Genomic DNA, 12,459 nt, shown 5'->3' with positions numbered 1-12,459 from the left:
TCGGGGCGCGCGCCGGTGCTGAACTCCGCAATTGCCGGCCGACATGTTCTTGACAACGGCTGTGACCTGGCGCACTGTTTTGTTGCATAAAACGAAGCTTGTTGATCATCCCGGAACGAAAGCCTTCTCGAATGCGCGTACCTCCTGTTTCCGCGGCACAACCGCCGCGGCACCCGGGACGCGATCAATCACAACGAGAACCCAACCTGCGGTGGCCGCTGGCGGAGGACCCCTGTCCCCCAAGCCGCTCCCGCTGCGGCGAGCAGCCCGCTGCCGCAACAAAAACCCGAAGGAACTGTTGATGAGAATCCAAGGTGGCAGCACCATCGATCAAACCAGAGCAGAAGCAACCAGCTCCGCGTTCAAACGCCGCTTCATGATTCGGCTCGTCGCTGTCTTCATCGGCGGGATGTTCCTTGACGGTTACATCCTCGGAATCATCGGCCCCGTCACCGGGCTGATGCGCTCAGACCTTCAGCTCGACGCACTGTCCCTGGGCCTGATCGCGGCCGGCCCGCTGGTCGGCATCTTCGTCGGCTCCCCACTGGCCGGCTGGGCTGCTGACAAGTTCGGACGCAAACCAATGTTCCTCGTGGACATGGGCCTGTTCCTGGCCGCCTCAGCGGCACAATTCTTCGTAACCTCCGGCGACGGAGCCGTGATCCAGCTGGCCATCATCCGGTTCTTCATGGGCGTCGCGATCGGCGGCGAATACTCAATTGGCGGCCCCTTGCTGTCAGAGTTCTCCCCTCCAAAGCTCCGCGGCCGGCTGCTCGGGCTGACCCTGGTGGCCTGGTACGTCGGCTTCATGATGGCGTTCATCATCGGCACGGTCCTGCACGACGCCGGCGCACCATGGCGCCTCGTCCTCGGCACCAGCACGATCATCGCAGCCGTCCTGTTCGTCGCCCGTTTCGGCCTCCCCGAATCGCCGAGCTGGCTGATTACGAAGGGACGGCGTGAGGAAGCACTGGCGATTGCGCACCGGTACGTCGAATCGCGCCAGATGCACGAGAGCATCACCGAAGAGATAGATCTCAGGATGATCCAGGAGGCCCAGGCCGCGAAGAGCCGGAGCAAAATCAAGACCGCCTCCGTGGGGATGCTGTTCTCGAAGCAGTACTGGCGCACCACCCTCTTCACCTCAGGTTTCTGGTTCTGCGCCGTCACCCCGTACTTCGCAATCGCAACCTTTGCCGATGAGGTGCTCAACCAGTTCGGTTTCGGAGGCGGCTGGGCCGGTGGAGTGGGCCTGTCCGCCCTTGCAACCGCGGGCGTTGTCACCTCGGTGCTCCTGATTGACAGGCTCGGCCGCCGGATCCTTACCGTGCCCGGGCAGTGGCTCTGCGCAGGCATCCTGCTGGTCATCGGCGTCTGGGCCGACGCACCGGCGATCCTCATTCTCGTCCTGTTTTTCGCGTTCTCCTTCTTCAATGCCGGCTACACCACGATGACCCAGGTCTATCCGTCCGAGGTATTCCCCGGCCACCTGCGCGGCATCGGAACGGGCTTCGCTGCCGCCTTCAGCCGCATCGGGGCCGCACTCGGCACCTTTGCCCTGCCGTGGGCGATCAGCAACATCGGCATGGGCCCAAGCATGGTGGTAGCCGCCGCCGTCGCACTGCTCGGCGCCGCCCTCTCGCAATGGCTTGCACCGGAGACAAAGGGGCGCACCCTCGCCGAGATCTCGGCGGACTTCTCCCACTGACCCTGGACTGCCCGGAACGGCCCGGGGATACCAGGGCTTCAAAGGAGAGAGGCCTTCGCCGCGTTTGCGGCGGGGGCCTTCTTCCTTGCCCCCGACATACTCCCGCCCGCTCCGCAACAAAGCAGGCAGCCCCTTGACATCTGATGTGAGCTGCGCCACCGTGTTGCATATGGTGATGTGCGTTGCTCATAGCGAAGCGACAGCGCAGCTCCCACCCAACACCGCCAACCAGGAGAACCACACGCCATGACCGCATCGCCCCGCGTCGTCATCATCGGAGCCGGCATCGTCGGCACGAACCTCGCCGACGAACTCGCCAGCCGCGGCTGGAACAACATCACCGTGGTGGAACAGGGTCCGCTTGAACTGGCCGGCGGTTCCACTTCCCACGCTCCTGGCCTGGTGTTCCAGACCAATCCGTCCAAGACGATGACCGAGTTCGCCACCTACACGGTGAACAAGCTGCTCTCCCTGAGCGCTGACGGCGTCTCCTGCTTCAACCAGGTGGGCGGCCTCGAGCTGGCCACCACGGAGGCCCGCCTGGAAGACCTCAAGCGAAAGCTTGGCTACGCCACCTCCTGGGGTGTTGACGGCCGCATCATCGACGCCGATGAATGCGAGAAGCACTGGCCGCTGCTCAACGCCGGTTCCCTGGCCGACGGCCGCCAGGTCCTGGGCGGACTGTTCGTACCGTCCGACGGCCTCGCCTCGGCGGCGCGCGCCGTCCAGCTCCTCATCGCCAAGGCCCGCGCGGCAGGGGTGACCTTCCGCGGCTCCACCACCGTGACCGGCGTCGAGCAGGCAGGCGGCAAGGTGACCGGCGTGCAGACGCCCGACGGCGTGATCCCGGCTGACATCGTGGTTTCCTGCGCCGGGTTCTGGGGCCGTGAACTGGGCAAGATGGTGGGCCTCAGCGTGCCGCTCCTGCCGCTGGCCCACCAGTACGTCAAGACCACTCCGGTGGACGCGCTCAGTGGCATCAATGACCTGCCCAACGGTGCCAGCAAGCCCATCCTGCGCTACCAGGACCGCGACCTCTACTTCAGGGAGCACGGCAACCGGATCGGCATCGGCAGCTACGCCCACAAGCCCATGCCGGTGGACATGGACCGGCTGCCCCGGGTTGGCGCGGACGAGATGTCCGACCACCGCATGCCGTCCCGGCTCGACTTCACGCTGGAGGACTTCGCCCCGGCCTGGGAGGATTGCCAGGACCTGCTGCCGGCACTTCACCAGGCCCAGATCAACGATGCGTTTAATGGCATCTTCTCCTTCACGCCGGACGGCGGCCCGCTCATGGGCGAGGCACCGGACCTGTCCGGCTTCTTCGTGGCCGAGGCCGTCTGGGTCACCCACTCCGCCGGCGTGGCCAAGGCCATGGCAGAACTCCTGGTCACCGGACACCCGGAGACCGACCTGCACGGCTGCGAGCTCACCCGGTTCGAAAAGGTCCAGACCTCCGATTCCTACGTCAGCGAAACCTCGCAGCAGAACTTCGTGGAGATCTACGACGTCCTGCACCCGCTGCAGCCCCGCGAATCCCCGCGCGACCTGCGCGTGAGCCCGTTCAACGTGCGGCAGAGGGAACTGGGCGCGTTTTTCCTGGAATCCGCTGCCTGGGAGCGCCCGCACTGGTTCGAAGCCAACCGCGGGCTCCTGGCGGAGCTGCCCGAGGAATGGCGTGCGCCCGAACGCGACGAGTGGGCCGCCATGTTCCACTCCCCCATCTCCGCAGCCGAAGCGTGGAAGACGCGCACCGCCGTCGGGCTCTACGACATGACGCCGCTGAAGCGGCTCTCCGTGACCGGCCCCGGGGCGCAGGCGCTGCTCCACCGGCTCAGCACCGGCAACATCGCCAAGAAGCCCGGCGCCGTGACCTACTGCCTCCTGCTTGAGCACGACGGCGGCATCCGCAGTGACGTGACCGTCGCCAGGCTCACCGAGGAGGAGTTCCAGCTGGGCGTCAACAGCAATGTGGACTTCGACTACCTCCGCGTGGAGGCCCGCCGGCAGTCGGCTGCGGATCCGGCCCAGTGGGCGCACGTCACGGACATCACCGGCAGCACCTGCTGCATCGGCTTGTGGGGCCCTCTGGCCCGCGAGGTGATCGGCAAGGTCAGCACAGACGACCTGACCAACGACGGCCTGAAGTACTTCAGGACCAAGGAGATCACGGTAGGCGGCATCCCCGTCACCGCCATGCGCCTCTCCTACGTGGGCGAACTCGGCTGGGAGCTCTACACCACCGCCGAGTACGGCCTGAAGCTCTGGGACCTTTTGTTCGAGGCCGGCCAGGAGCACGGCATCGTCGCCGCCGGACGCGGCGCCTTCAACAGCATGCGGCTGGAGAAGGGCTACCGGCTGTGGGGCACCGACATGACCTCCGAGCACCACCCCTACGAGTCCGGCCTGGGCTTCTCCGTGGCCAAGGACAAGACCGGGTTCGTGGGCGCCGAGGTCCTTGCGTCGCGCAAGGAGCAGCCCGCCACCCGGGCCCTGCGCTGCCTGACGGTCGACGACGGCACGTCAGTGGTGCTCGGCAAGGAACCTGTGTACGTGGGCGGGGAAGCCGTCGGGTACGTCACCAGCGCGGCCTACGGCTACACCGTGCACAAGCCGATCGCCTACGCCTGGCTGCCTGCCGGCGTCGAAATCGGTGATGCCGTGGAGATCGAGTACTTCGGTAAGCGCGTGGCGGCCACTGTTTCCGCTGAACCCCTGGTGGACCCGGGCATGGAGCGCATCCGCGGCTGACCGCCCCGGCGGCTAAACCGCCCGGACCCGGTGGCTGGGCCTGCTTGGGACCGGCAGGCCCCGCCACCTTTTGCGTGCCGGCAGCCCAGAGCCAGCCAGCAGCAGAACGCCCCCGTTTCCTTGCGGAAGCGGGGGCGTTCGTGCAGCGAGGCTTAGACGCCGCTCGCCTGCAGCGACGCGGGCTCTTCAGCCACGGCTGCCTCGCCCTTGTGCGGTTCGAAGCGGACGAACATGGCCTTGAAGCCGGGGGTGTTGGATTCGCGGGCCACGTTTTCCTTGTGGACCAGGGCGTTGGCTTCGGGGAAGTACGCCGCTGCGCAGCCCTTGGCGGTGGGGTAGGCCACCAGGCGGAACTTGTCCGCGCGGCGGTCGACACCCTGGAACGTGCTCACCACGTCCACGAGTTCCCGGTCCTGGAAGCCGGACTCGGCGAGGTCCTCCGGGTGGATCAGGATGACGCGGCGGCCGCCGGAGACGCCGCGGTAACGGTCATCCAGGCCGTAGAACGTGGTGTTGTACTGGTCGTGGCTGCGGATGGTCTGCAGCACCAGGTGGCCGGCCGGCGGCGTCAGGTACTCCAGCGGGCTGACCGTGAACCGGCCACGGCCGATGTCCGTGGCGAAGGAACGGGTGTCGCGCGGCGGGTTGGGCAGCACGAAACCGTTCTTGGTCCGGACCCTGGCGTTGAAGTCCTCGAAGCCGGGCAGGACGCGGGAGATGTGGTCGCGGATCACGTCGTAGTCCTCGGCCATGCCGCGCCAGTCAACGGAGTGGTCCCTGCCGAAAGTTGCCTCTGCCATCCGGGCCACAATCACGGGTTCCGCGAGCAGGTGCTCGGACACCGGCGTGAGGCGGCCCTGGGTGGAGTGGACCACGGACATGGAGTCCTCCACGGAGAGGAACTGCGCGCCTTTGGGGTGCTTGTCGTCCTTGTCCGTGCGGCCCAGCGTGGGCAGGATCAGCGACGTGCGGCCGTGCACAATGTGGGAGCGGTTGGGCTTGGTGGAGATGTGGACGGTCAGGCCGATGCGCTGCATACCGGCTTCCAGCGCCTCGGTGTCCGAGCAGGCGAGCGAGAAGTTGCCGCCCATCGAAACGAAGACGTCCACCTCGTCGCGGTCGAACGCCTCCATGGACTCCACGGCGTCGTGGCCGTGGTGCCGCGGGGACGCAATCCCGAACTCGGCATCAAGCGCCGCGAGCAGCCATTCCTTGGGCTTTTCCCAAATGCCCATGGTCCGGTCGCCCTGGACGTTGGAGTGCCCGCGGACGGGGCACGCGCCCGCGCCGGGCTTGCCGAAGTTGCCCTGCAGCAGCAGGACGTTGACCATTTCCTTGATGGTGTCCACGGAGTGCGGCTGCTGGGTGACACCCAGCGCCCAGCAGAAGATGGATGCCTTGGAGGCCAGCAGCATCCCTGCCACCTTCTCTATCTGCGCCCGGTCCAGGCCGGTGGCCTTCTCCGTCTCGTCCCAGTCCAGGGTGCGGCGGGCGTCGCGGTAGGCGTCGAACCCGTCCGTCTGCGCGGCGATGAAGGAATGGTCGACGACGGTTCCCGGGTTCTTCTCCTCGGCCTCCAACAGCAGGTGGCCGAGCGCCTGGAACAGGGCCAGGTCCCCGCCCACCTTGATCTGCAGGTACTCATCGGCCAGCGGTGTGCCGCCGCCCACCACGCCGGACAACGTCTGGGGGTCCTTGAAGTTGAACAGGCCGGCCTCGGGCAGCGGGTTCACGGCCACCACCTTGCCGCCCTTGTCCTTGCACTCCTTGAGCGCCGAGAGCATGCGCGGGTGGTTGGTGCCAGGGTTCTGGCCCACCACGAAGATGAGTTCGGAGTCGTGGATGTCCTCCAGCGACACGGTGCCCTTGCCGATGCCGATGGTCGGGTTCAGCGCGGAGCCGGAGGACTCGTGGCACATGTTGGAGCAGTCCGGAAGGTTGTTGGTGCCCAGGGCCCGAGCGAACAGCTGGTACAGGAATGCGGTCTCGTTGGCGGTGCGGCCTGAGGTGTAGAAGACGGAGCGGTCCGGCGTGGTCGCACGGATATGCTCACCGATCAGCTCAAACGCGTCATTCCAGGAGATGGGCGAGTAGTGCGTTTCGCCTTCCCGGATCACGACGGGTTCGCTGAGCCGGCCCTGGTTCCCCAACCAGTATTCTGTCTTCTCCGACAGTTCCGCTATGGAGTGCCTGGCCCAGAACTCGGCGCCTACGGTGCGGAGGGTGTTCTCCTCGGCCACGGCCTTGGCGCCGTTCTCGCAGAACTCGGCAGCCTTGCGCTTCTTGTCCGATTCGGGCCACGCGCAGCCCGGGCAGTCGAAGCCGCCGCGCTGGTTCAACCGCAGCAGTGACTGCGCCGTCCGGGTCACGCCCGCCTGTGCCACGGCGCGCTCCAGCGCGACCATGACGGCCTTAACGCCTGCGGCCTCGGTCTTGGGCTTGTGGACCTCAAGGAGGTCCTCATTGATGTCCGCCACCGGGGCGGGCTGCTTACCGAACTTCATCGTTCCAACTTCCTTACCGGCACATAACTTCCTTGCCGGCATATGTTGATCAATCGCTGATGGAGGCGTGCACGGGTTTCCCGGCACGCCTCCACTGCGCGTTCTTCTGGACTGCGCCTACTCCGCGATCTTGGCCAGGGTTTCCTGTTCGGCCGCGATGGTGGTGTTGTCGCCGTGGCCGGTGCGCACCACCGTTTCGGCCGGCAAGGTCAGCAGCCGTTCGCGGATGGAGGTGAGGATGGTGGGGTAGTCGCTGTACGAGCGGCCGGTGGCACCCGGTCCGCCGTTAAACAGGGTGTCCCCCGTGAACACCGTGCCTTCGCTTTCCAGGTAGAAGCAGGTGGATCCCGGCGAGTGGCCCGGCGTGTGGATGGCCTTCAGCACGGCGCCGCCCACTTCGAACTCGTCACCGTCCTCGTGGTACTGGTCCGGGGTGGAGCCCGGGTATTCCTGCTCCCAGAGGACCAGGTCTTTCCGGTTCAGGCAGATCGGTGCACCTACGGCTTCGGCGACCTCGCGGGCAGCGCCGATGTGGTCGTTGTGCGCGTGCGTGAGCAGGATGGCCTTGACCGTGCGGCCGTTGACCTGGTTGATGATGGCAGCGGCGTCATGCGGGGAATCGATGATCACGCATTCGGTGCCGTTGCCCACGACCCAGACGTTGTTGTCCACGTCCCAGGTGCCGCCGTCGAGCGAAAACGTCCCCGAGGTGACCAGGTTCTCGATGGTGACGCTCATGCGGAGGCGCCCGCAGTCTCGGTCTCAGCCTGGACTTCGACGACGGAACGCAAGACCTTGCCCTCGTGCATCTTGCCGAAGGCCGCCTCCACCTGGTCGATGGTGATCCGCTCGGACACGAAGGCGTCCAGGTCCAGGTTGCCCTGCTTGTAGTGGGACACCAGCATGGGGAAGTCACGGGAGGGCAGGCAGTCGCCGTACCAGGAGGACTTCAGCGATCCGCCGCGGCCAAAGACATCCAGCAGCGGCAGTTCCAGCTGCATCTCCGGCGTCGGAACACCCACCAGGACCACGCGGCCGGCGAGGTCGCGGGCGTAGAAGGCCTGCTTAAACGTTTCGGGACGGCCGACGGCGTCAATCACCACGTCCGCTCCGTTGCCTCCGGTGAGGGCCTGGATGGCCTCCACCGCGTCCTCCTGCTTGGAGTTGACGCCGTGGGTGGCGCCGAGTTTCTTGGCCATTTCGATCTTGTTGTCGTCGATGTCCACGGCGATGATCGTCGTGGCCCCGGCGAGCTTGGCCCCGGCGATCGCCGCGATGCCCACGCCGCCGCAGCCGATCACGGCCACGGATTCGCCGCGCTTGACCTCACCGGTGTTGATCGCGGCGCCGATGCCGGCCATCACGCCGCAGCCCAGCAGGCCGACGGCGGCAGCATCAGCCTCGGGATCCACCTTGGTGCATTGCCCGGCGGCAACGAGCGTCTTTTCAGCGAACGCTCCAATGCCCAGCGCAGGGGACAGCTCGGTGCCGTCCTCAAGGGTCATCTTCTGGGTGGCGTTGGCCGTGTTGAAGCAGTACTGGGGCTGGCCCTTGGCACAGGCACGGCACTGGCCGCACACCGCACGCCAGTTCAGGATCACACGGTCGCCCGGCGCCACTTCGGTGACGCCCTCGCCCACGGCGCTGACCACGCCGGTGGCCTCGTGGCCCAGCAGGTAGGGAAAGTCATCGCCAATGCCGCCCTGCTTGTAGTGCAGGTCGGTGTGGCAGACACCGCAGGTCAGGATGTCCACCAACGCCTCGCCCGGGCCCGGATCCGGCACCAGGATGGTCTCCAGCGACACCGGAGCGTTCTTCTCACGGGCAATGACAGCTTGAACTTTGTGAACCATGGTTCTGTGTTCCTTTCCTGGATCCGGCCGGATCCGGTGAGTCGGCACCAGCTGCCAATCTAGCCGACACAGCAGGGTGGCTGCCCGCCGGCGGCTTGGTCGGCATGCGCCGGAGGCATTGCGCATTACACAACACGGCGCACATAGTGCTACTTGAGAATATGACAGCGGCCACAGTTGGTGTCAATAGATATATCAGTCATATCACTTGGCGGACAGTGCCGACCTTCCTTTCCCCCACGCCGTCCACCGATGCCGGCCCGCCCAGCTCCGCCGCGGCATTACGCGCACCAAATCTCCGGCAGTAGGCTGGATGGCATGTCTTCGAACCAACCCCCCGCCGAGCGGCGCGAGGTAACCGTCCGCCGGGCCCCCAAATTCGTACCTTTCCTGGTCCTGGGCGCACTGGCTGGCTTCGGAGCAGCTGCAATTGCGGCTTTCGGGGTGCCCGCGGATGAGGACTTCGATCCGGGCGCGGTTTTCGGCTTCCTCATGATCACGTTCGGCGCCGCCGGAGCCGTCCTCGGTGCGGTCCTGGCGCTGATCCTGGACCGCCGGAGCGTCCGCAGGCAGCAGCGCGTCGTCGTCGAATCCGTTCCGGATTCCGAACCGGACACAGACCCGCAGCCGTGACCCGCGCCACCGGCAGCACGCCCCGGCATCCGGGCGCGTGACGCTGCCGGGTCACAAAGGGAAGCGGGAAAAAGTCCTACCCCATGTCGTGCGATAATCGATCAGTGGCACGCGGCGATGGAAAACTTTCCCATGATCTTCTTCCCGGCGAAAAAGGCCCGCAGGACGCCTGTGGCGTCTTCGGCGTCTGGGCTCCCGGCGAAGAAGTAGCAAAACTAACCTATTACGGGCTGTACGCACTGCAGCACCGTGGCCAGGAGTCGGCTGGTATCGCTACCAGTGACGGCAAACGGATCAATGTCTACAAGGACATGGGGCTGGTGTCCCAGGTCTTTGACGAGACAACCCTGAACACCCTCACCGGGCACCTGGCGGTGGGGCACTGCCGCTACTCCACCACCGGAGCCAGCCACTGGGCCAACGCCCAGCCCACCCTCGGCGCCACCTCCACCGGCACCGTCGCCCTGGCGCACAACGGCAACCTGACCAACACTGCCGAGCTCAACGCCATGATCACCGAACGCAACGGCGGCCAGCTCACCGGCGAAATGAAGCAGGGCAACACCTCGGACACCGCCCTGGTCACGGCCCTCCTTGAAGGCGAGCCCGGCAAGACCCTTGAGGAAACCGCCACCGAACTGCTGCCCAAGATCAAGGGCGGCTTCTGCTTCGTCTTCATGGACGAAGGCACCCTCTACGCAGCCCGCGACACCTACGGCATCCGCCCGCTGGTCCTGGGCCGGCTGGAACGCGGCTGGGTAGTGGCGTCCGAGCAGTCCGCACTGGCCACCGTGGGCGCCAGCTTCATCCGCGAGATCGAGCCCGGCGAATTCATCGCCATTGACGAAGAAGGCGTGCGGTCCAAGAAGTTCGCTGAGCCCACTCCGGCCGGCTGCGTTTTCGAGTACGTGTACCTGGCCCGCCCGGATGCTGCGATTGCCGGCCGTTCCGTCTACGAATCCCGCGTGGAAATGGGCCGCCAGCTGGCCCGCGAAAACACCCACGAAGCGGACATCGTCATCCCCGTCCCGGAGTCGGGCACCCCCGCCGCGGTGGGTTACGCCGAAGAATCCGGCATTCCGTTCGCACACGGCTTCGTCAAGAACTCCTATGTGGGCCGCACCTTCATCCAGCCCTCGCAGACGCTGCGCCAGCTGGGTATCCGGCTCAAGCTCAACGCCCTTGAGTCCGTGATCCGCGGCAAGCGCGTGGTGGTGGTGGACGACTCGATCGTCCGCGGCAACACCCAGCGGGCCATCGTCCGGATGCTGCGGGAAGCCGGCGCCGCCTCCGTGCACGTCAAGATTTCCTCCCCGCCCGTGCAGTGGCCCTGCTTCTACGGCATCGACTTCGCGTCCCGCGCCGAGCTGATCGCCAACGGCGCCACCATCGAGGAAATCTCCCAGGCCATCGGCGCCGATTCGCTGGCCTACATTTCCGAAGACGGCATGATCGACGCCACCCGCCAGCCCCCGGGAACGCCTCTGCACCGCGTGCTTCACCGGCAAGTACCCGATTGCGCTGCCGGGTGCCGACAAACTGGGCAAGAACCTCCTGGAACGCACCGACCTTGTTGGCCTGGCGCCGTCGCCGTCAGCCCTGCCGGGCGAAACCGCAGCCCTCGCCGTTGACTCGGAAGAGGATCCCGCCGAAAAGGCCGGCGCTACCGGCTGCGATCCCGGCCCGGACTCCGAGTTTGAAAACCTGCTGACCGACGCCGACATGGTGCCAGACGTACACGCCGCCGCAGGCACTGACAAGAAAGAGTCCGTATGACTTCCGCAAACACTGCCGCCGGCAACGGTTCCGTAACCCCCGGAAATACCGCAGGTATCACGTACGCCTCCGCGGGCGTCGATGTCGAGGCCGGCGACCGCGCCGTCGAGCTCATGAAGGGCGCCATCAAGGCAACCCACAACTCCTCGGTGATCGGCGGGGTGGGCGGTTTCGCCGGCCTCTACGACGTCTCGAAGCTGCTGACCTACAAGAAGCCGCTGCTGGCCACCTCCACGGACGGCGTCGGCACCAAGGTGGCCATCGCCCAGGCCATGGACATCCACGACACCATCGGGTTCGACCTCGTCGGCATGGTGGTGGACGACATCGTCGTGGTGGGCGCCGAGCCGCTCTTCATGACCGACTACATCGCCTGCGGCAAGGTGGTTCCTGAGCGCATTGCCGGCATTGTGCGCGGCATTGCCGCCGCCTGCTCCGTAGCCGGTACTGCCCTGGTGGGCGGCGAAACCGCAGAACACCCCGGCCTGCTGGGTGAGCACGAATACGACGTTGCCGGTGCAGCCACCGGCGTCGTGGAGGCAGATGCCCTCCTCGGCCCTGACCGCGTCCGCGCGGGCGACGTTGTGATCGGCATGGCCTCCTCCGGCCTGCACTCGAACGGCTACTCGCTGGTCCGCCGCGTGATCAACCACGCCGGCTGGGCTCTGGACCGCCAGGTCTCCGAACTGGGCCGCACCCTGGGTGAAGAACTGCTCGAACCCACCCGCGTTTACGCCGCCGACTGCCTGGACCTGGCCCGCACCTTCCCCGTCACGGGTTCTGCAGCGGTCCACGGCTTCAGCCACGTGACCGGTGGCGGCCTCGCCGCCAACCTGGCCCGGGTCCTGCCGCAGGGCCTGGTGGCCACCGTGGACCGCGCCACCTGGGAACTGCCGGCCATCTTCAAGCTCGTATCCGAACTCGGCAACGTGCCGCTGGCCGACCTGGAACGCACCCTGAACCTGGGCGTGGGCATGGTGGCCATCGTCTCCCCCGAAGCCGCGGATGCCGCCGTCGCGCGTTTGAACGAACGCGGGCTGCCGTCCTGGGTAATGGGCACCGTCGCCGCGGACTCGGATTCCATCCTGAAGTCCGGCCCGGACTACGTCCAGGGCGCCAAGGGCGTGGACGGCGGCGCAGTCCGCATGGTCAACGCCTACGCGTAATCCCCCCGTCGAGTGCTCCGTAACTGCCCTTTTGAACCCTCAAAACGGCGGTTAAGGAGCACTCG

General features: G+C 66.3%; 7 protein-coding genes and 1 pseudogene. 5 read left to right on the top strand and 3 right to left on the bottom strand.

What is annotated here, in order from left to right:
• Window positions 1–301 precede the first annotated feature (301 nt).
• Window positions 302–1,708: an MFS transporter gene (locus tag OVA06_RS01115; protein WP_268155696.1), complete on the top strand. Its 1,407-nt coding sequence runs from the start codon at window positions 302–304 to the stop codon at window positions 1,706–1,708.
• Window positions 1,709–1,954: 246 nt separating this feature from the next.
• Complete coding sequence (locus OVA06_RS01110) at window positions 1,955–4,462, top strand: GcvT family protein (protein ID WP_268155694.1); 2,508 nt, start codon at window positions 1,955–1,957, stop codon at window positions 4,460–4,462.
• A gap of 152 nt (window positions 4,463–4,614) precedes the next feature.
• Here the strand turns inward: OVA06_RS01110 and OVA06_RS01105 are convergent, their stop codons facing one another.
• From OVA06_RS01105 to OVA06_RS01095, 3 genes are all read right to left on the bottom strand, one after another.
• Window positions 4,615–6,966 carry an FdhF/YdeP family oxidoreductase gene (locus OVA06_RS01105; RefSeq protein WP_268155692.1) on the bottom strand — a complete coding sequence of 784 codons (2,352 nt, stop codon included), beginning with the start codon at window positions 6,964–6,966 and terminating at the stop codon, window positions 4,615–4,617.
• Between the two features lie 117 nt (window positions 6,967–7,083).
• Window positions 7,084–7,704: an MBL fold metallo-hydrolase gene (locus OVA06_RS01100; RefSeq protein ID WP_268155690.1), complete on the bottom strand. Its 621-nt coding sequence runs from the start codon at window positions 7,702–7,704 to the stop codon at window positions 7,084–7,086.
• Complete coding sequence (locus tag OVA06_RS01095; RefSeq protein ID WP_268155688.1) at window positions 7,701–8,819, bottom strand: S-(hydroxymethyl)mycothiol dehydrogenase; 1,119 nt, start codon at window positions 8,817–8,819, stop codon at window positions 7,701–7,703. The genes OVA06_RS01100 and OVA06_RS01095 overlap by 4 nt, the downstream gene beginning before the upstream one ends.
• Before the next feature lie 318 nt (window positions 8,820–9,137).
• On the opposite strand from OVA06_RS01095, the gene OVA06_RS01090 reads away from it, so the two are divergent.
• From OVA06_RS01090 to purM, 3 genes and pseudogenes are all read left to right on the top strand, one after another.
• A complete protein-coding gene (locus tag OVA06_RS01090; protein ID WP_268155686.1) occupies window positions 9,138–9,452 on the top strand; it encodes a hypothetical protein in 315 nt (104 codons plus the stop codon).
• Between the two features lie 104 nt (window positions 9,453–9,556).
• Window positions 9,557–11,228: pseudogene (gene purF, locus OVA06_RS01085) on the top strand (amidophosphoribosyltransferase).
• Window positions 11,225–12,394 (top strand): phosphoribosylformylglycinamidine cyclo-ligase, encoded by a 1,170-nt coding sequence (purM, locus tag OVA06_RS01080; RefSeq protein WP_056080968.1) that lies wholly within the window; start codon window positions 11,225–11,227, stop codon window positions 12,392–12,394. The pseudogene purF and the gene purM overlap by 4 nt, the downstream one beginning before the upstream one ends.
• Window positions 12,395–12,459 lie beyond the last annotated feature (65 nt).

It is taken from the genome of Pseudarthrobacter sp. SL88 (assembly GCF_026672455.1).
Lineage (GTDB): Bacteria > Actinomycetota > Actinomycetes > Actinomycetales > Micrococcaceae > Arthrobacter.
The sequence above is the reverse complement of the archived record's forward strand: the minus strand, read 5'-3'. Positions and strand labels throughout refer to the sequence as shown.